Here is a 25742-nt window from a genome sequence, read left to right on the forward strand (position 1 = left end):
TTATCGCCGCTTAATAAAATCTTTATAAAGAAAAGAATTCTTCAGCTTTTGACCACTGTCAACCGGAAACTGAAATTATTTCTTCATTTGTGACATTGACTCGAAATGTGACAGCGTTGTTATATCCTTGCAGGAGATCGGCATAAGACCGTCCCGGGGAGCAAAAATCGAGTGAGCAATGCGTCGAAGACAGTTTCTGACGTGATCAATGCGCGTTTCGACACGCTGACGCGTGCCGAAAAGCAACTTGCCACGAGCTTGCTCGACAACTATCCCGTTTCGGGGCTTGGCAGCATCACGACAGTCGCCGAAAATGCACGTGTCTCGACGCCAACCGTCGCACGCATGGTGCAAAAACTCGGCTACAAGGGCTATCCCGATTTTCAGTCTCACCTCCACCAGGAGGTTGAGGCTACCATCTCCAACCCGCTGACGAAGCATGATCGCTGGGCATCCAATGCGCCTGGCACGCATATTCTCAATCGTTTCGCCGATGCGATCATGGGCAATTTGCGCCAGACGCTTTCCGATATCGATGCCGCGACGTTCGATAGCGTGGCCGCCCTGCTATCCGAACGCAAACGCGGGCTCTATTTCGTCGGTGGCCGCATCACAGGCGCTCTTGCCGAATATTTCTTCACCCATATGCAGGTCATTCGCCCCAACACGACCCTGCTCTCTCCAAATTCCAGCGCCTGGCCGCAATATGTCCTGAACATGAATCCGGGCGATCTGCTCGTGATCTTCGACATCCGTCGCTACGAGCAGGAAATGGTCAATCTGGCAGCCGCCGCGCGCCGCCGCGGCGCGGAGATCATCGTCTTTACCGACCAGTGGGCGACACCGGCCGCCAAGCATGCCAGACACACGTTTCGCGTGCAGATTGAAGCGCCGTCGGCCTGGGATTCTTCCGTGGTGACGCTCTTCATCGTCGAAGCTCTGATCGAGGCCGTGCAAAGTTCGACATGGGACGAGACGAGCGAGCGCATGAAAACGCTCGAGGGTCTTTTCGAACAAACTAAACTGTTCCGGAAGCTAAGTTAGAGGGAAACGGAAGCAAAAAATTGCGTGGTGCGAGGCGGTTGGACTGCAGCGACTGTCATACTTGACCGTTAAAAGCAAAACCCTTCGCATTCTTAGCAAACTCAACGCTTTGATGCCGTCACACAACCTTCACGTAACGTCATTAACAGCAACGCCAGACACTGATAACCCAAAGGAGGAAATGCAGTGATTTCGAATATTCATCGTCTTCTGACAATCTCCACCGCGATGCTCGTCGCTTCGACGGCCATCGCAGCCGCAGAACCGAGCGCCGATCTCATCGCCGCCGCCAAGAAGGAAGGCACGCTGACCACCATCGCCCTGCCCCACAACTGGTGCGGTTATGGCGACCTGATCGCTGCATTCAAGGCAAAGTACGGCATCGAAGTCAACGAACTGAATCCGGATGCCGGTTCGGGCGATGAAGTCGAAGCAATCCGCGCCAACAAGGGCAACACCGGCCCGCAGGCTCCCGACGTGATCGACGTCGGTCTCTCCTTCGGCCCGACCGCCAAGAAGGAAGGCCTGCTGCAGCCCTACAAGGTTTCCACCTGGGCTTCCATTCCGGACAGCGCAAAGGATGCCGAAGGCTACTGGTACGGCGACTATTACGGTGTTCTCTCCTTCGTCACCAACAAGGACGTCGTGAAGAACCCGCCGAAGGATTGGGCCGACCTGCAGAAGTCGGAATATGCGAACACCGTTTCGCTCGCCGGCGACCCGCGCACCTCGAACCAGGCTGTCCAGGCCGTTTACGCAGCTGGCCTCGCTGCCGGCGAGAAGGATGCAACCAAGGCCGGCCAAGCCGGTCTGGATTACTTCGCCAAGCTCAACAAGGCCGGCAACTTCGTTCCGGTCATCGGCAAGTCCGCATCGCTGGCTCAGGGCGCAACCCCGATCGTCGTTGCATGGGACTATAACGGTCTTGCATGGCGCGACAGCCTGAACGGCAACCCGCCGGTCGACGTCACCGTTCCGGCTTCGGGCGTCATCGCAGGCGTATACGTCCAGGCAATCTCGGCTTTCGCTCCGCATCCGAATGCTGCCAAGCTCTGGATGGAGTTCCTCTATTCCGACGAAGGCCAGATTGGCTGGCTGAAGGGCTATTGCCACCCGATCCGCTTCAACGATCTGGCGAAGAACAAGAAGGTTCCGCAGGAGCTTCTCGACAAGCTGCCGCCGGCTGCTGCCTATGAAAAGGCTATCTTCCCGACGCTCGACGAGCAGGCTGCCGGCAAGGCCGCCATCACCACCAAGTGGGATTCTGTCGTCGGTTCGAACGTACAGTAATCAGACCAGACATGACCTCCCCGCCTGGGCGGGGAGGTTTTCCGTATTCAAACGCTGCGGATTGGCCCACTCATGAGCACAGTGACAACATCAACGATCAGTTCCGCACCCCTGATCAACAAACGCGTGGTTGTCGACTGGCTGGGCATCGCGCCCTTCCTGATCTTCGCACTGCTGTTTTTGATTCTTCCGACGATCTACCTGATTGCGGGCGCATTTCTGACGCCTGACGGCAGTTTTACGCTGAAGAACATCGCGGATCTGTTCACCAAGTCCATCTGGGACTCCTACTGGATCAGCATCAAAGTATCACTCGCATCCTCGCTCGGCGGCGCGTTGATCGGTTTCTATCTGGCCTGGGCGCTGGTCATGGGCGGACTTCCAACCTGGCTCCGCCATGCGTTTCTGACATTTTCGGGCGTCGCTTCCAACTTCGCCGGTGTGCCGCTGGCCTTTGCCTTCATCGCCACGATCGGCCGCCTCGGCCTCGTCACTCTGCTGATGAGCAACTGGTTTGGCTTCAACCTTTATTCGAAAGGCTTCAATCTCTACAGCTTCCTCGGCCTTACCCTCACATACATGTATTTCCAGATTCCGCTCATGGTGCTGATCATCACGCCCGCACTTGATGGTATGAAAAAGGAATGGCGCGAGGCCGCCTCCATTCTCGGCGCGACCAACAAGCAATATTGGCTCATGGTGGCGCTGCCCATCCTCTGGCCGAGCCTGCTTGGCACGACGTTGCTGCTTTTTGCTAACGCCTTCGGCGCCATTGCAACAGCTATCGCGCTGACCGGCAGTTCGCTGAACATCATACCGATCCAGCTCTATGCTCAGATCCGTGGCGACGTGTTGCACAACGCCAATCTCGGATATGCCATGGCCCTCGGCATGATCGTAATAACCGGCATATCCAACGTCATTTACATCATCATGCGCGTACGCGCGGAACGGTGGCAGAAATGAAGCTGCAAAAACTCTTTGCCTGGATCGCTGTCGTCATCGGTGCCATCTATTTCATCGTCCCCCTCATCGGCACGCTGGAATTCTCGCTGCGCATGCGCCGTAACGCCTATAGTTTCGACGCCTACACATCGGTCTTTTCCGACTCTCATTTCCTGTATGCGTTCGGCTATTCCATGCTTATGGCCCTGCTGACCATCATCTTCGGCATGCTGCTGGTCGTCCCCACTGCCTATTGGGTCCGCCTTCGTTTGCCGCAGATACGTCCGATCGTTGAATTCATCACCTTGATGCCGCTGGTCATTCCGGCGATCGTCATCGTCTTCGGCTATCTGCGCCTCTACAATTCATCTTCGATATTGCCTTTGACGGGCTTCGAGCAGGCGACGAACTTCCTCTTGGTCTGCTCCTATATTGTCTTGTCTCTTCCTTATATGTATCGTTCGGTGGATACGGCGATGCGTACGATCGACGTCGGTACCCTGACGGAGGCAGCGGAAAGCCTTGGCGCGAAGTGGACCACTATCTTGTTCCGCTGCATTTTTCCCAATGTCATGAGTGGCGTTCTCTCCGGCGCCTTCATCACGCTTGCGATCGTCATGGGCGAATTCACCATGGCCTCGCTGCTCAATCGGCCGGCATTCGGCCCGTACATGCAGCTGGTCGGCGCCAATCAAGCTTATCAGTCTTCCGCGCTGGCAATCATCGCGCTTGCTGTCACCTGGCTCAGCATGGGCCTTCTGCAGCTGGCTTCCCGCTTTTCAAAACTGGCTCCGATTAAGGCGTAAGGTTCCCACTATGGCTTTTCTCGAACTTACACACATCAAGAAGTCCTTCGGCGACATTCATGTCGTCCATGATTTCAATATGCAAATCGAGAAGGGAGAATTCATCTCCTTCCTCGGACCATCAGGCTGCGGCAAGACGACCGTGCTGCGCATGATTGCCGGCTTCGAGACCCCGACCGCCGGCACGCTGACCATCAACGGCAAGGATCAGCGGCCGCTGAAGCCGAACCAGCGCAACATCGGCATGGTGTTCCAGGCTTACGCGCTGTTTCCGAATATGACCGTGCACGACAATGTCGCCTTCGGCCTCAAGGTCGCCGGCATGGCAAAGCCCGATATCGACAAGCGCGTCAAGGAGATGCTTGCTCTCATCAAGCTCGATCATCTCGCCACCCGCTTCCCCTACCAGATGTCCGGCGGTCAGCAGCAGCGCGTGGCGCTCGCCCGCGCCATCGCCGTCAAGCCGCAGGTCCTCCTGCTCGATGAGCCGCTTTCGGCGCTGGATGCAAAGATCCGCGTATCGCTGCGCGAGGAAATCCGGGCGATTCAACAGCAGCTCGGCATCACCACCGTTTTCGTGACGCATGATCAGGAAGAGGCGCTGTCGATCTCCGACCGTATCGTCGTCATGAATGCCGGCCGCGCGGATCAGATCGGTTCGCCTTTCGAGATCTATAACACTCCGGCCACCCGCTTCGTCGCTTCCTTCGTCGGTACGCTGAACCTGATCGAAGGTAAGGTCGTCGATCCCGACAACAGCCGCATCATGATCGGTGATCAGGACGTCACGCTGAAGCAATCGGTCACCGCCTACAAGCCTGGCGACACGGTATCGCTGGCTTTGCGCCCGGAGGCAGGCTCACTGGCCGAATCGGCCAAGGGCGACACGGCGCTGACGGGCGAAGTTTCCTCGGCGCACTTCCTGGGTTCGGTCATCCGCACCCGCATGAACGTCGCCGGCAACACGATTTCCTTCGATATGTTCAACAGCCCCGGCATGCTGCCCCCGAGCGTCGGCGAAAAGGTCACGCTGCGTTTTGCATCATCCGATCTGCTGGTCATTCAGGATTGAGAATCTGCCCTGTGCTACAGGGCAATTTTGGAAAATTATTCGCAAACGCCGGGTCGAAAGCCCGGCGTTTTTCTTTGATTTCCTTGCTGAAATGCATTTATAGTCCATCCGTTCTCAGGGCGGGGTGCAATTCCCCACCGGCGGTATGGGGGTTTCCCCCGAGCCCGCGAGCGCCTTCCGGTCCCCCGGAAGGGTCAGCAGATCCGGTGAGAGGCCGGAGCCGACGGTATAGTCCGGATGGAAGAGAGCAAGCAGGTCGCACCCTCCTCGGCGAGAGGAGTGTCGCGTTCATGCATGTTCGCCCAAGGGATATTTGTACCAACCCTTGAAAGGCAGAATTCATGACCATTTCTATCTCCTCCCAACCGAGCCGCATCGCGATCATTCGGGCTCGCTGGCATGCCGATATCGTCGATCGCTCGGTTGATTCCTTCATTGCTGAATGGCAGACGACAGAAGGAGCATCGCCCATCGACATATTCGACGTGCCGGGCGCACTCGAAATTCCGCTGCATGCGCAGACGCTTGCCCGTAACGGCCGCTATTCCGCAATTATCGCCACCGCTTTCGTTGTCGACGGCGGCATTTATCGCCATGAATTCGTTGCCAATACCGTTCTCGATGCAATGATGCGCGTGCAGCTCGACACTGGCGTGCCGGTCCTCTCGGCCGTTCTGACACCCCATCACTTTCAGGAATCGGAAGCCCATATCCAATTCTTCAAGGAGCATTTCATCATCAAGGGCCGTGAAGTGGCGAGCGCCTGCCGGCATATATTGACCGAGCGCGCCAAACTCCTGCCGTCGGTAACGGTCTGAGCGGGAGTATCCTGGAGGCGCGGCGCAAGCCCGCCTCCATTTCTCAAGGGAGGAAGTCAGTGACCGTTCTACGCATCATCCCTAACCTGCCCGCCGCCGATCCCGCCAGCGCTCGTCTGTTCTACAGTGAGTTGCTCGGCCTTGACATCGTCATGGATCACGGCTGGATTCTCACCTTCGCCTCCAAAGCCGCAACGGTCCCGCAGATCAGCGTTGCCAGCGAAGGCGGTTCGGGAACGATTGTCCCCGACCTCTCGATCGAAGTTGATGATGTCGACGAGCTTTATCGGCGAGCCACGTCAATGGGCTTCGTCATCCTGTACGACCTGACGGACGAGCCCTGGGGCGTTCGTCGTTTCTACATCCGCGACCCGTTCGGCAAGGTCGTCAACATCCTCTCGCATCGCTAATCCAGCTACCGCAATTCGACATTGAAAGTGATGCGCTCCGCCGGCCAAATCGATTCCGCGTAGGCTATAGGCACGCCATCGGTATCGACATCCACCTTGCGGGTCACGAGCAGCGGCGCTGATTTGGGCTGTCGCAACAGTCGCGCTTCCTCGGCCGTCGGCATGCGCGCCTCGATCTCGGTCGACAACCGTTCATAGTCGGAGATGCCATAGCTGGCGAGTGCCGCCGTGATCGTCGGATATTGCAGCCGGACCTTGTCGAAATCGGGAAAGCGCTCCGCTGGATAATAGGTGTCACCCAGTTCGACCGGAACGCCATCGGCCGTCATCACGCCGCGGCGATGGATGACAGGCACGCCCGCCGCAAGTTTCAATTGCACGGCAACACGTTCCGTCGCCGGCACGACTTCATGAACCAGCAGTTCGCCGCCTGGCTCGAAGCCCTGCTCGATCAGGTTCTTGGAAAAGCGCGTTCGCTTCGAGAGCGTGTAGTCGAGCACACCCTTGTGTACGAAGGTCCCCCGTCCCTGCTCAGCGCGAACCAGCCCGCGCTGCTCCAAATGCCCAAGCGCCTGGCGAACGGTGAAACGGCTGACGCCGAAACGCTCCATCAGTTCAGGCTCGGTCGGCAATCTCGCCCCGGGGGCAAAGGTCCCGGCAGCGATATCAGCCGCCAGGATCTCGCCGATCTGATGCCAGAGGGTGCTGCCTCCGTTGCGATCGATCGTCTCCATATCATCAGCGCTTTTCGAGCCGGAACAGCAGCTTGTATTCGGCCGGATAGCTCAGCGCATCGAGAATGCTCGGATAATATTTCCGATCCTTCGTCGCCCGCACGAAGCCGTCATAACCGAAGCGCCTGACGGAAACATCGAAGCCGGCCGCCGCGAAGGCGTCGATATAATCCTGCGGCGAGCGATCCTGCACCGGCGCATTGCTGTTGCCGCCGATCAGCTCGCGCCATTTTGGCCAGAGCGGCATTTCATTGTGGCATCCGGTAACGGCATAGTAGACGCCGCCATTGCGCATGACCTGGAACATCTGTTCGGCATGCTGTCGCAGCTCCGGCAGCAGGTAGACGACCTCATAGCTGAAAGCCACATCGAAGCTATCAACAAAGGGCGACAGGTCGGTCGTGACGTGAAACTGCAGCGGCATGTTGCCCACCGCAGCGACAGCTGCAGCCACCGATTCCGAGGCAATGTCGATGCCGACACCGCGACGAAACGGCCGCAGGGCATGAAGCAGTCGGAGGAAGCCACCGCGATTGCAGCCGAAATCCAGTACTGTCTTCGATGAAAAATCCCGCTCCGGGACCGTTTCGATGAAATGCCGCCAGTAAGGACTATGCGATTCCGCCATCGCGATATCGCCCTGCGGCTCTGTATGCCAGGTTGCATAAATGGATGCTGCGTTTGTCATGATGCGCTCGCTGCTGGAGTGGACTGAGCCCGTGATAGCCCAGCTTCATGACAGTGGAGTGAATTCATCCGGACGACCGGACTATTTGATTCAAACCCGTACTATTCGAGATCACGATCGCACGCAGTCCACCATCCATTGAACGCCAAACCGATCCGTGAGCTTGCCGTAGTAGCTGCCCCATGGCTGGATGGCGAGCGGCGTCGTCACCGTGCCGCCTTCGGCCAGCAGAGAAAAAATCCTGTCGGTGCTGTCGCGGTCATCCGTGACAAGCATATGGGCGGAGCCGCGCATCGGCTCGGCATCGTGATTGTCGGATGCGAAGAACAGCACGCCTGGCCCCTCGAAACGCGCGTGCATCACCCTGCCCCGCATCGCATCCGCAGCAAGCGGTACCCCATCGGCACCATGATGGATCAATAGCGTAACGCGGCCAAGCCCGCAGGCGGCATAGAAGGCAAGCGCCTCCTCGCAATGCGTTGTGAAGAACAGATAATTGGCCAGTTGCATATCCTGTTTTCCTCCTGCGTCGGACCTCGATGGCTCGGCACACGCCGGTCCGACACCCCTACGAACTCTGCCGATTCAGGCGGTATTGAGCCGAGGGTTACCTAGGACCCTGCGGCATTTTGAATGGCGCCGACCAAATCGGCATTGCTGTAGCTATGCCCTGCAATGCCCCAGGCTCCTTCCGGCGCGTAGACTATGTTCGACCAGATGTGCTCGCGCTTGATCCGCCCTCCGGCGGCCTGTTCGACAATATCGGTCGCCTTCTCGATGAAAGCCCGTTTGGCTTCCGGCGTCGCAAGCGCGATCTCCGGCAGCTTGAGCTCGATGAAGGCCGCCGCAACGGGCTTTCCCGCCGCCAATACATGTTCGGCCGGAAGCACGTTAATCGTGCCGATGACATTGGCCGTCATGAAGGCATTTCCGGTCAAGCCGGCAACATCGAGAACCGCTTCGGTCAAGCGGGCAAAAGCCTGCGCTTGCGCTTCAGGCGAAAGCAACCGTTCGGGGAGTGTAAGCGTAATAGGCATGGGACATCTCCTTGTTGGACCTGCGACGGCAATTGATATATACCGATCACTCTTTATCAATACACACCGATCACTCTCTATGCAATCAATAAAGAGAGATCACTCTTAATGAGGACACCAATGCGCTATAGCGCCGAACACAAGCAGGAGACCCGGACGCGGGTGATCGCGGCCGCCGGGCAAGTATTTCGAAAGGAGGGTTATGGCGGGGCGGGCATCGATGCCCTGACGAAAGCGGCCGGCGTCACCAACGGCGCCTTCTACGGGCACTTCAAGTCCAAGGGCGAGGCATTTCGCACGGCTGTCGTGGAAGGGCTGGAAGAGCTCCGTCAAGGGATCGCGGCACTCAAGGAAAGCCAGCCGAAGAACTGGCTGAAGGCCTTCGCCAGCTACTATCTCGGCTACAAACGCACCTGCGATCTCGGCGATAGCTGCGCCCTGCCAAGTCTTTCACCCGATGTCATGCGTGCTGACGATGAAACGCGCAACATCTATACGGTGGAATTGAAAAAACTCATTGCGGCCGTGGCCACCGGCCTGCCGGAGAACAAGGGAGCGAACCTAACCAAAACGGCGGCCGAGGATCAGGCGATCCTTCTGCTCGCTATGCTCAGCGGCGGTGTCACGATTGCGCGGGCCGTTTCCGATCCCGCGCTTTCCGAGCGTATCGCAGAGGTCATCGAGAAGGCCGCGCTGACAATAGGCAGCCCCTCGAACCCCTGAGGCGAATGATCGACCACCACGCTCCCTGGGCAAGGGACGTCCGAAACGAAACACCCTGCTTCGCCTCGAGTGCAGCAGATTACGTGCGGATCGCTTTGTCGTTTGCATCGAAGCGATGCATGTGGGTCGCATCCGGCGTCGCATAAACCATTTCGTCCGGCTCGTATTGATGCTCGCCGAAAAGACGAACGGTCAAAAGACCGGTGACATCGGATTCGAGATAGATAATCGTGTCGGCACCGAGGTGTTCGACATGGATGACCTTGGCCGACCAGGTGCCCTGATCACGCGACAGAGTAATGTGCTCCGGGCGAATGCCAACGGTTTTTGCGCCGCTTTGCCCCAGTTTCTCGGCCGGAACGAAATTCATCTGTGGCGAACCGATGAAGCCGGCGACGAAGACATTGGCCGGACGGTTATAGAGCTCCATCGGCGAGCCAATCTGCTCGATCGCGCCGGCATTGAGCACGACGATCTTGTCGGCAAGGGTCATCGCCTCGACCTGGTCGTGGGTGACGTAGATCATCGTCGCCTTGAGGCTGCGGTGCAGACGAGCGATCTCCAGGCGCGTCTGTACGCGCAAGGCCGCATCGAGGTTCGACAGCGGTTCGTCGAAGAGAAAGAGCTCCGGCTCACGCACGATGGCGCGGCCGATGGCGACGCGCTGGCGCTGGCCGCCGGAAAGCTCGGCCGGCCGACGCGCGAGATAAGGCTCGAGCGACAGCATGCCAGAGGCCTTCCCGACGCGGCTTTCGATCTCGTCCTTCGCAGTGCCGGCCTGCTTCAGGCCCAGCCCCATATTGTCCTTCACCGTCAGGTGCGGATAGAGCGCATAGGACTGGAAGACCATGGCGATGCCGCGCTTGGCGGGCGGCGTTACCGTCACATCCTGGCCGTTGATCAGGACAGCACCAGCAGTCACGTCTTCGAGGCCGGCGATGCTGCGCAGAAGGGTCGACTTGCCACAGCCAGAAGGGCCTACGAAGATGACGAACTCGCCGTCCTTCACCTCGAGATCGATGCCCTTCAGCACATCATGCGTGCCGTAGGCCTTGCGGATGGATTTCAGTTGAAGCGATCCCACAGTCTCTTATCCTTACAAATAAACGGGCTTGCCGGTGCGCACGCTCTCGTCGGCGGCGAGGCAGATGCGCAGCGATTGAACGGCGTCTGCCATGTGGCGGTCGAGGTCGATGTCTTCGCGGATGGCCTTCAGCATGAAGGCCTGTTCAAGATCGCAGAGCTCCTGATGGCCTGGCTCCCCGTCCATATGCAGATCCTGATCTGGTCGGATGAACTGGCCATTTGGCCCGGTTTCGGCATTATGCAACCGGATGACGGAGGTCTTGGTGTGCGTATCGATGTCGTCGGACTTGGCGTTCGGATCCATGACGATCGACACCGCGCCGTTTGGCGACATCACATCCTTCACGAAGAAGGCGGTCTCGGAAATCATCGGTCCCCAGCCGGCCTCATACCAGCCGACAGAACCATCCTCGAAGATCACCTGCAGATGGCCGTAATTATACATATCCGGCTTGATCTCGCTCGACAGGCGAAGGCCCATGCCGCGCACCTCGACAGGTTTGGCATCGGTGATCTGGCACATGACGTCGACATAGTGGACGCCGCAATCGACGATGGGCGATGTCGTGCGCATCAGCGCCTTGTGCGTCTCCCAGGTCGGGCCGCTCGACTGCTGATTGAGGTTCATGCGGAAGACATAGGGACCGCCAAGCTTGCGGGCCTCGGCAATCAAACGTTGCCATGATGGATGTTGACGCAGGATGTAGCCGATGACCAGTTTCTTGCCCGCCTTCTTCGCCGCTGTAACGACGCGCTCGGCATCGCCGACCGTCGTTGCCAATGGCTTCTCGACGAAAACATGGCAACCCGCCTCGAAGGCCATCACTGCGTAATCGGCATGGCTGTCGGAATAGGTATTGATGGAGCACAGATCCGGCTTCAATTCCTTCAACGCCGTTTCGAAATCCGGGTGGATCGCGTAGCCGCGCAACTCTTCCACCAACTCCGGCTTGGAGCGATTGACGAGGCCGACAATCTCGAACCCAGGATTGTTATGATAGGCGAGCGCATGGCTGCGGCCCATATTGCCAAGGCCGGCGACGAGAACGCGGATCGGCTTTTCGGATACGCTCACTTGACTGCTCCGGAGGTGATGCCACGAATGAGTTGGCGCGAAAAGATGACGTAGAGGATAAGGATCGGCAGGATGGCAAGCGTCAGCGCCGCCAGCACGGCGTTCCAGTTTGTGACAAACTGACCGATGAAGATCTGCGACCCGAGCGTCACGGTTTTCGTCGCCTCGCTCGGTGCCAGGATCAGCGGGAACCAGAGGTCGTTCCAGATCGGTATCATCGTGAAAACGGCGACCGTCGCCATGGCCGGGCGAACCAGCGGCAAGACAAGGCGAAAGAAGATGGCATATTCGCTGAGGCCGTCGATACGACCGGCATTTTTCAGGTCATCGGAAACGGTCCGCATGAACTCCGAGAGAATGAAGATCGCCAGAGGCAGGCCTTGAGCGGTATAAACGAGGATCAGCGCCGTCAACGTGTTGACGAGGCCGGCGGCAACCATCCCCTGCAGGATGGCGACCGTGCCGAGGCGGATCGGGATCATGATACCGATCGCCATATACAGACCCAGCATCGTATTGCCACGGAAACGGTACTCCGACAGGGCAAAAGCGGACATTGCGCCGAACAGCAGCGTAAGGATGATCGAGACGATCGTCACCACGAAGCTGTTCTGGAAATAGGTCAGGAAATCGCCCTGCCTGAGGACGGTATCATAACCGATCATGCTGAATGAGGATGGCGTTGGAAGGCTTAACGGCGCACGGAAGATCGATGCGCGATCCTTGAACGAATTGATGATGGTCAGGAACACCGGGAAAAGGGCGACAAGCGTATACGCGATCAGCGCCAGATGCACGAAGCCTGTGCGGACAAGGGAAGTGCGGGCCTTGGACATGGTCGCCTCTCCTCAGAACTGGTAGCGGCGAATGCGCCGCTGGACGATGAAAAGATAGAACGAGACACCGGTCAGGATGATCAGGAACATGACAGTCGCGATCGTCGCCCCCATGGAACGATCTCCGAGCTGAAGCTGGAAGCCGAAGAAGACGCGATAGAGAAGTGTGCCGAGAATATCGGTCGAGCCATCCGGCCCGGCCAGTGCACCCTGCACGGTGTAAACCAGATCGAACGCGTTGAAATTGCCGACGAATGTCAGGATCGAGATGATACCGATTGCGGGCAACACCAGAGGCAGCTTGATCTTCCAGAACTGGCTCCAACCGGTGATGCCATCGCATTCGGCCGCTTCGATGACCTCTTCCGGAATATTGAGCAGGGCGGCATAGATCAGCATCATCGGAATGCCGACATATTGCCAGACGGAAATGAGCGCGACGGTGATCAGCGCCGTGCTCGGCCTGCCAAGCCAAGGCGCGAAGAACGACTTGAGGCCGATCATGCTCAGCAATTCGGGCGCAACACCCCAGAGAGGGGACAGGATCAGCTTCCAGATGAAGCCGACGACGACAAATGAAAGCAGCGTCGGCAGGAAAATAGCGGTACGATAGAAGGCAACAAAACGCAGCTTCGGCAGAGACAGGAGCGCTGCGAGTGCGACGCCGATCGGATTCTGCACGCACATATGGATGGCAAAGAAGATCAGATTGTTGCGTAGCGCATTCCAGAAATCATGCGCCCAACGTTCGTCGCCGAACAATACCTTGAAATTGTTCAAACCGACGAAAACCGGTTGATTGTCGACGACGTTGTAAAGCGACAGCCGCAGCGTCTCGATCAGAGGCAGGATCATGACCGCCGTATAGACGACAAAGGCCGGGAAAAGGAAAACGAGGATGTGCCAGCGTCTGGAGCGCCTGATCGGCGCAACCTCAAGGGCGTCTGATATCTCGGCGTCGCTCATGGCTTTCTGCCTGTTTTTGTTGGCTGCCCGGCGAAGCGGCAGCTCTGAGGTTCAAATTCACCCGCCATTCCAGCGCTAAACGACGTCGGGCGTGTCGCAATGCAATGGCGAGGCGATCGCAAATCCAATTATCCATGATCAAGAAAAAGGGAGAGGAGCCCGAAGGCCCCTCGCCCGTTTTATGCAATGATTACTTGCCAGGCTTGTACCAGCTGTCGAGGCCCTTCTGCAGCTTTGCAGCAGCCTGTTCCGGCGTATCCGTAGCATTGATCACGTTTGCGGATTCCGTCCAGGTTTCGTTTTCCAGGTTCGGCGTGCCGCGCGACAGGATCTGATACGTGGAGCGAACGGTCGACTTGTGATCCTTACGCCAGGAGACGAACTCCTGAGCAAGCGGATCGCTCATCTTCACCGGATGCGAATTCAGGCTGAAGAAGCCCGGCAGCGAATTGGCGTAGATGGTGGCGAACTCGTCGGAAGCGACCCAGCTCAGGAACTTCTTGGCTTCTTCCTGGTGCTTGCTCTTCGTATTCAGGCCGACGCCGATATCCGGATGGTCCGAGATATAGGCGGTGTCACCAGCCTTGGCGACGGGCGGCGGGAAGGCGCCCATCTTGAACTGCGCCTGGGTGTTGAAAAGAGCGATTTCCCAGGAGCCGGCCGGATAGATCGCAGCCTTGCCGAGCGTGAAGAGGTTCTGGCTGTCAGCGTAGCCCTGAGCCTCGAAACCGTCACCGAGATAAGGCTTCCACTTGGCAAGTTCCTTGTAGGGATCGACCCACGGAGCGTCCGTCAGCTTTTCCTTGCCGGCGATAAGAGCCTCGCGGCCGTCCTCACCCTTCCAGTAGTTCGGGCCGATGTTCTGATAGCCCATGGTTGCGGCCTCCCACAGGTCCTTGGTGCCCATGGCCATCGGAATATAAGTGCCGTCAGCCTTGATCTTGTCGAGAAGAGCAAAGAACTCGTCGCGCGTCGCCGGCACCTTCAGGCCGAGCTTGTCGAAGGCGTCTTTGTTGTAGATGAAGCCATGGATGACCGAAGCCATCGGCACGCAGAAGGTCGACTTGCCGTCATCGGTGGACCATGCGGCCTTGGCGACTGCCGAGAAGTTCTCCATGCCCTTCAAGCTCGTCAGATCAGCGAGATGCTTCTTGTTGAAGAGGTCGAGCGAGGCATCGAAAGGACGGCAGGTGATGATGTCACCCGCAGAGCCGGCGTCGAGCTTGGCGTTCAGCGATGCGTTGTATTCGGTGGGAGCCGTCGGCGAAAAAACGATTTTGATGCCGGGGTTCTTCGCTTCGAAAGCCGGGATGATCTTGTCCTGCCAAATCTGCAGGTCGTCGTTACGCCAGCTTTCGACCGTCAGCGTTACATCAGCCGCATGCGCGAAGCTGACCGAGGTCAGCAGGCTGGATGCAAGAAGCAAGCCTTTCAGAACATTATTTTTCATTTCCCTCTCCTGTTTTCGACGCCCGTAGCGAGGCGCTGTTTTCGATCTGAAAATCCGCTGGCCTGTCTGAAGAAACGGTCAGCGCTCCATAGGGACCGCCAATGCTGCCGGCCCCCAATACAAAGGGCTTCAGAGGCACTTCGCCTGATCGGCCCGTTCAATCGCCGTCTGCCGCCAACAGGGCAGAGACGCTGTAAACACCATGCGGGAAATTCATGACAAACGCCGAAGGACGGACCCTCCTGATCCAAACGGCTTGGGACAACGATGGAGGTTCAGCCTTCTGCTTAGCCCGCCGGCTGTTATTGTTCTGCCGGTTCCGCCGATGTCTGTTTGTATTGTTCCCTTGGCAAGAATTAAGGCCAAAAAAATACCAATTGTCCAGCCGAATTTAACCTTTGGACACAAAAAGAGCGGGCAAAAGAAATTTTACAATATATTTCAATAGGATATTGATGCGCAAAAATGGACACGTTGCCTATTGGTAAATGGTATTTTTTTGGTATTGTATAGGAAAATGGGGAACAGGTGGCATCCGGAGGCGTGATGGGGCAGTTTGCAATAGGCATCGACGGCGGAGGAACGAGCTGCCGCGCTGCCGTGATAAACGGAACGGGCCAAGTTCTCGGCACGGGCAAAGCCGGCGCTGCAAACATTCTCTCCGACCTGGAAAACTCGCTGATCAATATCGTCGCTGCGGCCCGACATGCACTGACAAGCGCAGGGCTCGATCCCGAACAGGTTTACAAGTTGCCTGCGGTTATCGGCACGGCCGGCGCCAATGTCGGCAGCTATGGAAAACGGGTGGAAGGCGCCCTTCCCTTCGCGAGCTCTCGCGTGGTCACCGATGCGACGATCGCACTTCAGGGTGCGCTCGGTGATGCCGATGGAATCATCGGCGCTTTTGGCACCGGCTCCGTCTACAATGCCCGCCGTGACGGTGTGAGCTGGGGCATCGGCGGCTGGGGGTTTGTCATCGGCGATCAGGCCAGCGGCGCCCGCCTCGGCCGCGATCTCCTCGAACGCGCCCTTCTGGCGCATGACCGGGTGACGGCAACGTCACCGCTGACGAATGCGATCATGGCCGAATATGGCAACGATCCGGAGCGGGTCGTCGAATTTGCCCATGCGTCCAAGCCAAAGGATTTCGGGCGCTATGCACCAATCGTGTTCGACTATGCCGGGATGAATGACCCCGTCGCCATCGATATCGTCAAGACGGCTGCGAAGGCCATAACCGAAAGCCTGGATGCCCTGCTTTGGCCCGAATGCCCGTCGATCTGCCTCCTCGGCGGCCTTGCCCAGGCTTATCGCCCCTGGCTCGACGCACGCCACAAAGCACTCCTGGCCGAACCCAAGGGCGACGTGCTGCGCGGAGCGGTGGAATTGGCGGCAAAATTGCTACGGGATGGGAAGGGAAGCTGGGCATGACCGAGGATTTGAGTGCCATCTTCTCGCCAGAACGCCTGTCAGGAGGCGGACCCGGCCCGCTCTATGTCAAGCTGCGACGCACACTCGAAGAAGCCGTAAAGATCGGAAGGTTGAAGCAGGGCGATGCGCTTCCACCCGAGCGCGATATTGCCGAATTTGCCGCCGTCAGCCGCGTCACCGTGCGCAAGGCGATCGACGACCTTGTCGCCGAAGGTATTCTCGTGCGCCGCCACGGGTCCGGCACCTTTGTCACAAAGCCCGTATCCAAGGTGGAACAACGGCTATCTCAGCTCACCTCCTTCACCGAGGACATGGCCCGACGCGGCATGACCGCACGTTCCGAATGGCTGCACAAAGGCATCCATACGCCGTCTCCCGATGAAATGATGATCCTCGGCCTTGCCGCCGGCACTAAGGTTTCCCGGCTCAGCCGCTTGCGCATCGCCGACGATCAACCACTGGCGATCGAGCATGCCAGTGTCTCCGGCGAATTCCTGCCGGATCCAGCAGTCGTGACGACATCGCTTTATGCGGAACTCGAAAAGCGACAGGTGCGCCCCGTGCGCGCCGTACAGCGCATATCGGCGACCAACATGAAAGAGTCCGATGCGGGGTTGCTTGGCGTTCCCGTCGGAGCCGCCGGCCTTTCGATCGAACGCATTTCCTATCTCGGCTCGGGCCGGGCCGTGGAATTCACCAGGTCGCTTTATCGGGGAGATGCCTACGATTTCGTCGCGGAGCTAACGATCGGCGCAACTTAGGTTCATCCGGTAGCGATCGAAGATTTATATTATTAATCAAATAGATATCGCCGCAAGATGAATCAAATTGCGGCGACGGCGGCGTGCGGAATCTGCCTATGAGCAAAACGCCCCAAGGCGTTGAAACGACTCATGATCAGGCTGCGTCATCGACCGCTGCTTCGGCCTTCGCCGGCACATAGTTCAGCACCGGACCCAACCAACGCTCCACCTCCGCAACGGGCATATCCTTGCGCGTCGCATAGTCCTCAACCTGATCGCGCTCGACTTTGGCGACGCCGAAATAATAAGCGTCGGGATGCGCGATATAAATGCCCGAGACGGAGGAACCGGGCCACATTGCATAGCTTTCCGTGAGCTTGACACCCGCTGCCGCTTCGGCATCGAGCAGCCGGAACAGCGTTTCCTTTTCGGTATGGTCAGGTTGTGCCGGATAGCCGGGCGCCGGACGAATACCGGCGTAAGCTTCAGAAAGAAGCTCGTCGCTGGAAAGATGCTCATCTGTGGCGTAGCCCCAGAACTCGCGTCGCACCTGCTCATGCATCCGTTCGGCAAAGGCTTCGGCAAAACGGTCGGCAAGCGCCTTCACCAGGATTGACGAGTAGTCGTCATTCGCACGTTCGAAGCGCTCGGCAATAGCGATTTCCTCGATACCGGCAGTGACGACGAAGCCGCCGACATAGTCGGCCACACCGCTTGAAATCGGCGCAACGAAGTCCGAGAGGGCGACATTCGGACGGCCATCACGCTTCGACAGCTGCTGGCGCAAGGTGTAGAAGGTCGCAAGCTCGCGATCACGGCCTTCATCCGTGAACAGCCTGATATCGTCGCCAACGGCGCCCGCCGGCCAGAAGCCGATGACGGCGCGAGGGCGGAACCAGTTTTCCGCGATGATCTTTTCCAACATCGATTGAGCATCGGCGTAAAGCTGCCGTGCCGCCTCACCCTGCTTTTCATCTTCGAGGATCGCCGGGAAACGACCCTTCAGCTCCCAGGTCTGGAAGAACGGCGTCCAGTCGATGTATCTGGCAAGCTCGGCCAGATCGTAGTTCTCGAACACCTTTGTCCCGAAGAACTGCGGCTTCACAGGCTTATAGCTCGCCCAATCGACCTTCTGGGCGTTCTCGCGAGCTCTCGCAATCGGCAGGCGCACTTTCTCAGCCTCACTACGGGCGTGAGCGGCCGCGACCTTGGCATATTCTGCCCTGATGGTGTCGACATAGCCCTGCTTGGCATCCGGCGACAGCAGCGCCGAAACGACGCCGACGGCGCGGCTGGCGTCGGTGACGTAGACCGTCTGCCCCTTCTCGTAGCGCGGATGGATCTTCACCGCAGTATGCACACGGCTGGTGGTCGCACCGCCGATCAACAGCGGAATATCAAAACCCTGCCGCTCCATTTCCGAGGCAACATGCACCATTTCGTCCAGGGAAGGCGTAATCAGGCCGGAAAGACCGATTATATCCACCTTCTGGGCGATGGCCGTTTCGAGAATCTTCGTCGCCGGCACCATGACGCCGAGATCGATGATTTCGTAATTGTTGCAGGCAAGCACGACGCCGACGATGTTCTTTCCGATATCATGCACATCGCCCTTGACGGTCGCCATCAACACCTTGCCGGCAGCCTGACGCTCGCCGCTGCCGCCATTGGCCAGCTTCTCCGCCTCCATGTAAGGCAGCAGCACGGCAACGGCCTGTTTCATGACGCGAGCGGACTTCACCACCTGCGGCAGGAACATCTTGCCCGCACCGAAGAGATCGCCGACAACGTTCATGCCCGCCATCAGCGGACCTTCGATGACGTGCAGTGGCCGTTCGACGGTCTGACGCGCCTCCTCGGTATCCGCCTCGATATAGTCGGTGATGCCGTTGACCAGCGCATGCTCCAGCCGCTTTGCCACGGGCCATTCGCGCCAGGAAAGATCCTGCGCCTTGGCCTCCCTGCCGCCGGTTCCACGGAAGCGCTCTGCAACCTCAAGCAACCGTTCCGTGCCATCCGATCGACGATTGAGAACGACATCCTCGCAGGCCTCCCGCAATTCGGGATCGATATTGTCATAGACCGCGAGCTGACCCGCATTGACGATGCCCATGTCCATACCCGCCTGAATGGCGTGATAGAGGAAGACGGCATGCATGGCCTCGCGGACCGGTTCGTTGCCGCGGAAGGAGAAAGACAGGTTCGACACGCCACCGGAGATATGAACCAGCGGCATGGTCTGTCGGATCGTCCGCGTCGCTTCGATGAAGTCGACACCGTAATTGTTGTGCTCTTCGATGCCGGTCGCAACAGCGAAGATATTAGGATCGAAGATGATATCTTCCGGCTGCAAACCTGCCGTTTCCGTCAGCAGCTTGTAGGCGCGCGAGCAGATCTCGACCTTGCGTTCATAGCTGTCTGCCTGGCCCTGTTCATCGAAGGCCATCACGACGACGGCGGCGCCGTACATGCGCATCAATCGAGCTTGCTTGAGAAAATTCTCCTCGCCTTCCTTGAGCGAGATCGAATTGACGATCGGCTTGCCCTGCACGCATTTCAGGCCGGCTTCGATGATCGAGAATTTCGAGCTGTCGATCATCACCGGAACGCGGGCAATATCCGGCTCGGCGGCGATCAGATTCAGGAACTCGACCATTGCCCTTTCAGAATCGATCAGGCCCTCGTCCATGTTGATGTCGATGACCTGCGCGCCGTTCTCGACCTGATCGCGGGCAACGGCAAGTGCCGCCGTATAATCGGCATTGGTGATCAGCTTGCGGAATTTCGCGGAGCCAGTGACGTTGGTCCGCTCGCCGACGTTGACGAAGGGAATGTCTCTGGTCAGCTCAAACGGCTCGAGACCGGAAAGCGACATGAAAGGACGGTGCTCGGCAAGCTGGCGCGGCGGATATTTCGACACCGCCTCAGCGATCGCGGCAATGTGCTCTGGCGTGGAGCCGCAGCAGCCGCCGACGATGTTGACGAGACCCTCGCGTGCAAACTCCTCGACTTGAGCCGCCATCATATCAGGCGTTTCGTCATATTGGCCGAATTCGTTCGGCAGCCCGGCATTGGGATAAGCGCAAATGAAGGTATCCGCAGCAGCCGAAAGCTCCTGCAGGTGCGGACGCATGGCGTTTGCGCCGAGGGCACAGTTAAGGCCGATGGTGAAGGGGCTCGCATGGCGCACTGAATTCCAGAAAGCCGATGGCGTCTGCCCTGAAAGCGTGCGACCGGAAAGGTCTGTGATCGTGCCGGATATCATGACCGGCAGGCGTATGCCCTTGGCCTCGAAACGCTCCTCGCAGGCGAAGATGGCAGCCTTCGCGTTAAGCGTATCGAAAATCGTCTCGATCAGAATAATGTCGGCGCCCCCGTCGATGAGGCCATCTATCTGCTCGCCGTAAGCCAGACGCAGATCATCGAAGCTGACGGCGCGATAGCCAGGATTATTGACATCAGGGGAAATCGACGCTGTGCGGTTGGTCGGACCGATGGCACCGGCAACGAAACGGCGCTTGCCATCTTCCCGCTGCGCGCGGATCGCCGCACGGCGGACGATCTCGGCGCCTTCCTTATTGAGATCATAGACGGCACCTTCCATCTGATAATCCGCCTGCGCAATGCGGGTGGACGAGAAGGTGTTGGTCTCCAGGATATCGGCGCCTGCCTTGGCATAGCGATAATGAATCTCTTCGATCGCGTCGGGCTGAGTCAGAATGAGAAGGTCGTTATTGCCTTTTTGATGACAGGCACAGCCTATGAAACGGTGACCGCGAAACTGATCCTCGTCGAAACCGAGGCCCTGGATCTGCGTGCCCATGGCGCCATCAAGCACGAGAATTCGCTCGCTCGCCGCCTTTCGCAAGGCGTCGAATATCTCGCTACCATCGCGTTTCGCTGTTTCGGAACCAAAAAGATTGTCAAACATAAGCGAATTCCTCTGGCCTGATTGCGACTCGACAATCAGATCACATAAAGATATCTTTATGTCAACATATCTATGCTCTGGTTGAGCGCAGCACAAGCATGCCGCTTCTATGGTTTGCTTCCTTTCCGAAAAATACAAACAAGACGAATTGCCGTGCCGGCCATGGACAAGGCGGAGCTGACGACACAGTTTCATCCCATTACGCCATGACAGCGCTTTTGGGCGGCGCTATAGGGCTTGTAGAAAGAATCCAAGGAGGATGGCATGAACATACAGGTTGAACCGGCAGCGCTCGGAAACTGGAGCACGCGCGCCTATCATCGGCATTGGCTGCTCGAACAGGCAAGCGCACTTTTTGACTTCTTCCAGTATCGCGCCGTCAATCCCAATGGCGGCTTTTACGACATGGACGATGTCGGCAAGCCGCTGGATGCGATCAATCCCACGCGCGGTATTCATTCGACGGCCCGCATGGTGCATTGCTTCTCGATCGGATCGCTACTCGGCCGCCCCGGCGCGAATGATATTGTCGACCACGGAATGAACTACCTCTGGAGCCACCATCGCGACACGACGCATGGTGGTTATGTCTGGTCACTGAACAATGATGGTCCGGTCGATTCAAGCAAGCAGGGCTATGGCCACGCATTCGTACTGCTCGCCGCCTCCTCCGCCAAGACGATCGGCCATCCGCTGGCCGACGGCATGCTCGCCGACGTTACCGAAATTCTGAATACGAAGTTCTGGGAGGAAAAGCACGGCGCTATTGCCGAGGAATTCAACCAGGATTGGTCGCCGATCGACGGCGGCAGCTATCGCGGCCAGAACTCCAACATGCATCTGACGGAAGCGCTGATGGCTGCTTTCGAGGTCACCGGCGACAAGAGCTATCTTGAAAAGGCGGAAAGCATCGCCGATCTCGTCATTCGTCGCTCGGCCGGTTCGGTTGGCTGGCGAGTCGCGGAACACTTCAATGCCGATTGGGTACTCGACAAGAATTATCGCGGCAATGAGATGTTCCGCCCATCGGGCACGACGCCCGGGCATTGGCTGGAATGGGCGCGGCTCATCCTGCAACTCTGGTCGCTGGGAGAAAAGCGGCACAACTGGATGCCGGAAGCAGCCAAGGGCCTCTTCTCCCAATCCATGTCATTGGGCTGGGATAACAAAAAGAGCGGCTTTTTCTATACCCTCGACTGGGAAGACGTTCCCGCCAAACGCAACAAGCTCTGGTGGCCCGCATGCGAGGGCGCCGGCGCCGCCCATTATCTGAACGAGCATGTTCCTAGCGATTTTCACGAGGAGAGCTACCGCAAGATTTGGAGCGTCATCGGCCGCTCGTTTATAGACCACGCCAACGGCGGCTGGCATGAGGAATTAACGGAAGATCTCGTTCCGGCCCACACACTGTTCCCAGGTAAGGGCGATATCTATCACGCATTGCAAGCCAGCCTGATTCCGCTCTTCCCGGCGACCGGCAGCTTGACCAAGGTCATCGCCGAAGCTGGCGGCAAAATCTGAGATTGCCGGCGGCGCCCGCTTTGAGCTTGGCGCCGCCATAACCCTCTACGAGAGGCTGAGATTGTGAAGTTCGTGGCCGAGCGTCAGCGCGAGAGCCTCAACCACGAGATTGTGGTCTTCACGCTGCGGAAGGCCTGAAACCGTGACGGCGCCGATGCAGCCCGTGCCGTTGACGAAAATAGGGAAGCTGCCGCCGGATGCGGCGTAATCGACGCCCGAAAGCCCGTTATCCTCGATCGTCTTCCCCTGCTGCTGGAGCCGTAAGGTACTGGCATAGCTGCTGCGGAAATACCGCAGCACCATATTGCGCTTGCGGCGTATCCAGTTGGAATTGTCGGGCGTCGATCCGGGCAAGGCAATGTAGAAAACCGGCATCGAATGCAGCGTGATATCGATGGCAACGCCCAGATTGCGCTCGCTGGCAAGGTCATGCAGCAGCTTGCCGAGCACCCAGGCGGTCGAGAGGTCGAAGGCGTCGAAACGCAGAGTCTCCTCCTGCAGTCCGATACGAGTGAGGTCCTGGTCGATCGTCATGGAAAACCTTCCCTAAAAATGGATCGACTTATGAAACGCGCAAAGAGTGATTTGTCCACCTATCTCTTCGGTATTTCGAAACCAAGCTGCCACTTCTGGCCGAGCAGGAGATCATGCTCTTCCGGCTCGAACGCTTCAAAGCCTCCACCCGGATAAAACGTCAATTCTCCCACACGAACCCACTCCGCCGACGCATAGAGATCGACGCGAACAAAATCGATGTCGCGAGCGACCGTTTCCGCGACATGGATCATCTCATCGAGCCGCGGCGGCCGTGCCACATGGCCCGGATAAAGGCCAAGATAATCCCGGTCGTAGAACGGTAGCTTCTTCCAATCGGGCGTGTAATTGCAGGAATAGCCCTGGCCATTCTCGCGAATGTCGATCTCGATATGCGACACCTTGCCATTGAACGTGAAAAGCCTGTAGTCCCACGGAACGCGCCCTTCGACGAGCAACATGCTTTCGATGAGAATACGGCGTTCGACCTGCCGATAGGCCCACTCCCTGTTGTAGAAGGCATGATCGATCGCCAGCCACTCGGCGGAGGGATTGTTCGTGAGGAGCCGATCCACATCGGCCTCTCCGTAAAGAAATCGCCCCACGCCACTCGCATGAGTCGGTTTGACAACGGCGGGCAAGGGAATTTCGGCCCAATCGACGGTAGCCAAATCCGTGCCGACCCAGAGCGTCGGAATGACGTATTGGCTGCCAACCCTCTCCGCGATCAGCACTTTGGCATCGGCCTTGTCGACGAAGCGCGGGAAGAGCGGATTGCGATCGTATAGTTTCCGGGCCTGAATCTTGTCCGTGAAGGTCTGAGGCGACTTCAAATCGGGAAATTTGCCACGAATGACGCGATATTTTAGTGCGCAGTAAGACCTATCGGGCAGCGGCGACATAAGCCTCCATAGAAGATTATGCGCCCGCTCGCGCAAGCCCCTCTGCAGATATCCCGGAATGAGAAATCCATCTTGGTCGGCGGCTCTATCTGTCATGGCGGCCATCTCGAATTTCAACTAGAACGCAAGTGAAAATTATCAGCCTGCGTTTAACACAAGGTTATGCGACAGCCTTCTAGGAGGATTGCTATGAGTGCGACTACGTCCAATCTTCTTAGAAGCTCGCTGATCAGTCTGGCCGCGACGTCGATTTCGCTGGCTGCTGGCTTTGCGAGCGGCATCATAGCTGCGCGCCTGCTTGGCCCGGCAGGGTCCGGCAAAGTCGCTTACGCGTTATGGGTTGCGACCTCCGCAGCAGCATTGGCGGATATGGGCCTGCCGCAGACGTTGCTGCGCAATGCCGGCAGCCTCTCTGGCGATGGGGAAACCTGGAAAGCGCTGGTGCGCACGGCGCTACGCAGCTTCATGATTTCAGTCAGCATGGTAAGTGCGGCCATACTGGTGTTTGCCGCAATCACTTACGTTCAGCGCGACGCGCGACACGCCTGGTTCTGGATCGTCACCGGGCTGTTGTTCTTGAGCTACACATTTCACGTCTTCTCCACAGCAATCGCTCGCGGAAGAAATCGTTTCGGCCAAACCGCGCGTAGCACCGTTCTTGGCGGAATACTGCAGGTCCCACTCGTTTTTATCGGAGCCTGGCTGCTTGGTCCAACCGGCGTCCTGATCGGATACATCGCGCGCTACCTGCCGCAGGCGCTGAAATTGCGCGGCTACATCGATCGCGATATCAGGCCTTCTCGTGAAGCACTGACGCCGGAAATGCATCGCTATGGTCGCTATATATGGTTGAGCGACCTTATCGAAATTCTAGTCCTATCGCGCATTGAGTTCCTATTTCTCGGCCTCGTCCTCTCTCCCACCAGCATTGGCTATTTTGCGGCAGGTCTCGGTCTGGCCGGTCTCATCGAACAGGTCATGCTCCAGATATCGCCTGCCTTGATCGTCAGCTTTACCGATGCCCAGGCCAAAGATGATCGCCAGATGCTTCAAGCCGCATATAGTCGCGTCATTCGCATAGTCGCTCTGATCATGCTGCCGATCAGCTTTGGCGGCGCAACCATCATGCCCGATCTTTTGCCGCTGATCTTTGGCGATGCCTTCAAGCCCGCAATTCCAGCAGCGGCAACGCTGCTCGCTTTTGTTTGGCCTGGCGGCCTGTCTGTCATCCCCTGGGGTATGATCGGCGCGTCCGGGCGCAGCGCTCTTTTGCTGCGCGTGCAGATCGTAAGCGGCATATTGACGATAATGCTCTTGACCGTTCTCGTACCACTGATGGGGCTGGAGGGAGCCGCGCTTGCTCGCGCGACGATCGTGACATTGACTTTTGCACTACTCGGCCGGACTGCTTGGAAATATGTCCGAGTTGCCATACCCATTGCTGCGTTGACAAAAACGATACTGGCTGCCCTTCTTTGCGCGGCCGCCGCAGGGCTCGGCATTTACAATTTCGACGGAGCAGCGGCCGTTGCGACGGCTATTCCCGCAGGGGCCGTCGCCTACGTGCTGGCAATCCGATTTCTGCGCTTGATTACGCCCGAAGACGTACGAATCCTGATGGATACTGCCGGCGGAAAATTGCCCCGAGCATCACGCCCGCTCGTCAACAGTCTGTTGAACCTCGTCGCACCGGGCTAAGC

Annotated in this window: 24 protein-coding genes and 1 riboswitch; of the genes, 12 read left to right on the forward strand and 12 right to left on the reverse strand. The window is 58.0% G+C overall.

Annotated elements, in window-relative coordinates; all coding sequences use genetic code 11:
* Positions 1-171: 171 nt before the first annotated feature.
* The 7 genes from AB8B29_RS09680 to AB8B29_RS09710 all read left to right on the forward strand — a co-directional run bounded on the left by AB8B29_RS09680 (position 172) and on the right by AB8B29_RS09710 (position 6385).
* Positions 172-1044 carry a MurR/RpiR family transcriptional regulator gene (locus AB8B29_RS09680; RefSeq protein ID WP_037202794.1) on the forward strand — a complete coding sequence of 291 codons (873 nt, stop codon included), beginning with the start codon at positions 172-174 and terminating at the stop codon, positions 1042-1044.
* Between the two features lie 186 nt (positions 1045-1230).
* Positions 1231-2334, forward strand: a complete 1104-nt coding sequence (locus AB8B29_RS09685) for an ABC transporter substrate-binding protein (RefSeq protein ID WP_037202795.1) — start codon at positions 1231-1233, stop codon at positions 2332-2334.
* Between the two features lie 72 nt (positions 2335-2406).
* On the forward strand, positions 2407-3300 hold the full coding sequence (locus tag AB8B29_RS09690) for an ABC transporter permease (RefSeq protein WP_037202796.1): 894 nt from the start codon (positions 2407-2409) through the stop codon (positions 3298-3300).
* A complete protein-coding gene (locus tag AB8B29_RS09695) occupies positions 3297-4085 on the forward strand; it encodes an ABC transporter permease (RefSeq protein WP_037202798.1) in 789 nt (262 codons plus the stop codon). The genes AB8B29_RS09690 and AB8B29_RS09695 overlap by 4 nt, the downstream gene beginning before the upstream one ends.
* A gap of 10 nt (positions 4086-4095) precedes the next feature.
* Complete coding sequence (locus tag AB8B29_RS09700; RefSeq protein WP_439006462.1) at positions 4096-5157, forward strand: ABC transporter ATP-binding protein; 1062 nt, start codon at positions 4096-4098, stop codon at positions 5155-5157.
* Between the two features lie 106 nt (positions 5158-5263).
* Positions 5264-5410, forward strand: a riboswitch (FMN riboswitch).
* Between the two features lie 88 nt (positions 5411-5498).
* Positions 5499-5975, forward strand: a complete 477-nt coding sequence (locus AB8B29_RS09705; RefSeq protein ID WP_034504203.1) for a 6,7-dimethyl-8-ribityllumazine synthase — start codon at positions 5499-5501, stop codon at positions 5973-5975.
* Positions 5976-6034: 59 nt separating this feature from the next.
* Entirely contained in the window at positions 6035-6385 is a 351-nt protein-coding gene (locus AB8B29_RS09710) for a VOC family protein (protein ID WP_113118988.1), read from the forward strand.
* Positions 6386-6390: 5 nt separating this feature from the next.
* Here the strand turns inward: AB8B29_RS09710 and phnF are convergent, their stop codons facing one another.
* The 4 genes from phnF to AB8B29_RS09730 all read right to left on the reverse strand — a co-directional run bounded on the left by phnF (position 6391) and on the right by AB8B29_RS09730 (position 8844).
* Positions 6391-7119 carry a phosphonate metabolism transcriptional regulator PhnF gene (gene phnF / locus AB8B29_RS09715; protein ID WP_037200708.1) on the reverse strand — a complete coding sequence of 243 codons (729 nt, stop codon included), beginning with the start codon at positions 7117-7119 and terminating at the stop codon, positions 6391-6393.
* Positions 7120-7123: 4 nt separating this feature from the next.
* A complete protein-coding gene (locus tag AB8B29_RS09720; protein ID WP_037200706.1) occupies positions 7124-7807 on the reverse strand; it encodes a class I SAM-dependent methyltransferase in 684 nt (227 codons plus the stop codon).
* Positions 7808-7918: 111 nt separating this feature from the next.
* Positions 7919-8317, reverse strand: coding sequence for a VOC family protein (locus tag AB8B29_RS09725; protein WP_037200705.1), 399 nt, complete (start codon positions 8315-8317; stop codon positions 7919-7921).
* A 101-nt stretch (positions 8318-8418) separates the two neighbouring features.
* Positions 8419-8844 carry a tautomerase family protein gene (locus AB8B29_RS09730; RefSeq protein ID WP_037200703.1) on the reverse strand — a complete coding sequence of 142 codons (426 nt, stop codon included), beginning with the start codon at positions 8842-8844 and terminating at the stop codon, positions 8419-8421.
* Positions 8845-8964: 120 nt separating this feature from the next.
* On the opposite strand from AB8B29_RS09730, the gene AB8B29_RS09735 reads away from it, so the two are divergent.
* Positions 8965-9567: a TetR/AcrR family transcriptional regulator gene (locus tag AB8B29_RS09735; RefSeq protein WP_037200701.1), complete on the forward strand. Its 603-nt coding sequence runs from the start codon at positions 8965-8967 to the stop codon at positions 9565-9567.
* A gap of 79 nt (positions 9568-9646) precedes the next feature.
* On the opposite strand, the gene AB8B29_RS09740 is transcribed toward AB8B29_RS09735, so the two are convergent.
* The 5 genes from AB8B29_RS09740 to AB8B29_RS09760 all read right to left on the reverse strand — a co-directional run bounded on the left by AB8B29_RS09740 (position 9647) and on the right by AB8B29_RS09760 (position 14980).
* Complete coding sequence (locus AB8B29_RS09740; RefSeq protein ID WP_037200700.1) at positions 9647-10651, reverse strand: ABC transporter ATP-binding protein; 1005 nt, start codon at positions 10649-10651, stop codon at positions 9647-9649.
* Between the two features lie 12 nt (positions 10652-10663).
* The gene (locus AB8B29_RS09745; protein WP_047638595.1) at positions 10664-11728 is read right to left on the reverse strand and encodes a Gfo/Idh/MocA family protein; all 1065 of its coding nucleotides are present in this window, start codon (positions 11726-11728) and stop codon (positions 10664-10666) included.
* Positions 11725-12564: a carbohydrate ABC transporter permease gene (locus AB8B29_RS09750; RefSeq protein ID WP_037200696.1), complete on the reverse strand. Its 840-nt coding sequence runs from the start codon at positions 12562-12564 to the stop codon at positions 11725-11727. Before AB8B29_RS09750 ends, AB8B29_RS09745 begins: the two co-directional genes overlap by 4 nt.
* A 12-nt stretch (positions 12565-12576) precedes the next feature.
* Positions 12577-13530 carry a carbohydrate ABC transporter permease gene (locus AB8B29_RS09755; RefSeq protein WP_037200693.1) on the reverse strand — a complete coding sequence of 318 codons (954 nt, stop codon included), beginning with the start codon at positions 13528-13530 and terminating at the stop codon, positions 12577-12579.
* Positions 13531-13720: 190 nt separating this feature from the next.
* Complete coding sequence (locus tag AB8B29_RS09760) at positions 13721-14980, reverse strand: ABC transporter substrate-binding protein (RefSeq protein WP_037200692.1); 1260 nt, start codon at positions 14978-14980, stop codon at positions 13721-13723.
* Positions 14981-15526: 546 nt separating this feature from the next.
* Between AB8B29_RS09760 and AB8B29_RS09765 the strand changes: the two genes are divergently transcribed.
* Positions 15527-16411: a BadF/BadG/BcrA/BcrD ATPase family protein gene (locus AB8B29_RS09765; RefSeq protein WP_113085043.1), complete on the forward strand. Its 885-nt coding sequence runs from the start codon at positions 15527-15529 to the stop codon at positions 16409-16411.
* The gene (locus AB8B29_RS09770) at positions 16408-17172 is read left to right on the forward strand and encodes a GntR family transcriptional regulator (protein WP_037200687.1); all 765 of its coding nucleotides are present in this window, start codon (positions 16408-16410) and stop codon (positions 17170-17172) included. The genes AB8B29_RS09765 and AB8B29_RS09770 overlap by 4 nt, the downstream gene beginning before the upstream one ends.
* 136 nt (positions 17173-17308) lie before the next feature.
* Here AB8B29_RS09770 and metH read toward each other — a convergent pair whose 3' ends face one another.
* Entirely contained in the window at positions 17309-21085 is a 3777-nt protein-coding gene (gene metH / locus AB8B29_RS09775) for a methionine synthase (RefSeq protein ID WP_113118987.1), read from the reverse strand.
* Positions 21086-21349: 264 nt separating this feature from the next.
* On the opposite strand from metH, the gene AB8B29_RS09780 reads away from it, so the two are divergent.
* The gene (locus AB8B29_RS09780; protein WP_037200684.1) at positions 21350-22606 is read left to right on the forward strand and encodes an AGE family epimerase/isomerase; all 1257 of its coding nucleotides are present in this window, start codon (positions 21350-21352) and stop codon (positions 22604-22606) included.
* Between the two features lie 45 nt (positions 22607-22651).
* Here AB8B29_RS09780 and AB8B29_RS09785 read toward each other — a convergent pair whose 3' ends face one another.
* Both AB8B29_RS09785 and AB8B29_RS09790 read right to left on the reverse strand, forming a co-directional pair.
* A complete protein-coding gene (locus AB8B29_RS09785) occupies positions 22652-23140 on the reverse strand; it encodes a heme-degrading domain-containing protein (RefSeq protein ID WP_113118986.1) in 489 nt (162 codons plus the stop codon).
* Between the two features lie 59 nt (positions 23141-23199).
* The gene (locus AB8B29_RS09790; protein WP_037200717.1) at positions 23200-24138 is read right to left on the reverse strand and encodes an ATP-grasp fold amidoligase family protein; all 939 of its coding nucleotides are present in this window, start codon (positions 24136-24138) and stop codon (positions 23200-23202) included.
* A gap of 93 nt (positions 24139-24231) precedes the next feature.
* Here AB8B29_RS09790 and AB8B29_RS09795 point away from each other — a divergent pair, with 93 nt between their 5' ends.
* On the forward strand, positions 24232-25740 hold the full coding sequence (locus AB8B29_RS09795; protein ID WP_113118985.1) for an oligosaccharide flippase family protein: 1509 nt from the start codon (positions 24232-24234) through the stop codon (positions 25738-25740).
* Positions 25741-25742 lie beyond the last annotated feature (2 nt).

Origin of the sequence: Rhizobium sp. 11_C7_N12_5, from assembly GCF_051811145.1 — a bacterium.
Taxonomy (GTDB): Bacteria; Pseudomonadota; Alphaproteobacteria; order Rhizobiales; family Rhizobiaceae; genus Rhizobium; species Rhizobium lusitanum.

Coding starts and splice junctions, on each gene's coding strand:
- AB8B29_RS09690 (WP_037202796.1), top strand. CDS start 2,407: ATGAGCACAGTGACAACATCAACGATCAGTTCCGCACCCCTGATCAAC.
- AB8B29_RS09695 (WP_037202798.1), top strand. CDS start 3,297: ATGAAGCTGCAAAAACTCTTTGCCTGGATCGCTGTCGTCATCGGTGCC.
- AB8B29_RS09700 (WP_439006462.1), top strand. CDS start 4,096: ATGGCTTTTCTCGAACTTACACACATCAAGAAGTCCTTCGGCGACATT.
- AB8B29_RS09705 (WP_034504203.1), top strand. CDS start 5,499: ATGACCATTTCTATCTCCTCCCAACCGAGCCGCATCGCGATCATTCGG.
- phnF (WP_037200708.1), bottom strand. CDS start 7,119: ATGGAGACGATCGATCGCAACGGAGGCAGCACCCTCTGGCATCAGATC.
- AB8B29_RS09720 (WP_037200706.1), bottom strand. CDS start 7,807: ATGACAAACGCAGCATCCATTTATGCAACCTGGCATACAGAGCCGCAG.
- AB8B29_RS09725 (WP_037200705.1), bottom strand. CDS start 8,317: ATGCAACTGGCCAATTATCTGTTCTTCACAACGCATTGCGAGGAGGCG.
- AB8B29_RS09730 (WP_037200703.1), bottom strand. CDS start 8,844: ATGCCTATTACGCTTACACTCCCCGAACGGTTGCTTTCGCCTGAAGCG.
- AB8B29_RS09735 (WP_037200701.1), top strand. CDS start 8,965: ATGCGCTATAGCGCCGAACACAAGCAGGAGACCCGGACGCGGGTGATC.
- AB8B29_RS09750 (WP_037200696.1), bottom strand. CDS start 12,564: ATGTCCAAGGCCCGCACTTCCCTTGTCCGCACAGGCTTCGTGCATCTG.
- AB8B29_RS09755 (WP_037200693.1), bottom strand. CDS start 13,530: ATGAGCGACGCCGAGATATCAGACGCCCTTGAGGTTGCGCCGATCAGG.
- AB8B29_RS09760 (WP_037200692.1), bottom strand. CDS start 14,980: ATGAAAAATAATGTTCTGAAAGGCTTGCTTCTTGCATCCAGCCTGCTG.
- AB8B29_RS09765 (WP_113085043.1), top strand. CDS start 15,527: ATGGGGCAGTTTGCAATAGGCATCGACGGCGGAGGAACGAGCTGCCGC.
- AB8B29_RS09770 (WP_037200687.1), top strand. CDS start 16,408: ATGACCGAGGATTTGAGTGCCATCTTCTCGCCAGAACGCCTGTCAGGA.
- metH (WP_113118987.1), bottom strand. CDS start 21,085: ATGTTTGACAATCTTTTTGGTTCCGAAACAGCGAAACGCGATGGTAGC.
- AB8B29_RS09780 (WP_037200684.1), top strand. CDS start 21,350: ATGAACATACAGGTTGAACCGGCAGCGCTCGGAAACTGGAGCACGCGC.
- AB8B29_RS09785 (WP_113118986.1), bottom strand. CDS start 23,140: ATGACGATCGACCAGGACCTCACTCGTATCGGACTGCAGGAGGAGACT.
- AB8B29_RS09790 (WP_037200717.1), bottom strand. CDS start 24,138: ATGACAGATAGAGCCGCCGACCAAGATGGATTTCTCATTCCGGGATAT.
- AB8B29_RS09795 (WP_113118985.1), top strand. CDS start 24,232: ATGAGTGCGACTACGTCCAATCTTCTTAGAAGCTCGCTGATCAGTCTG.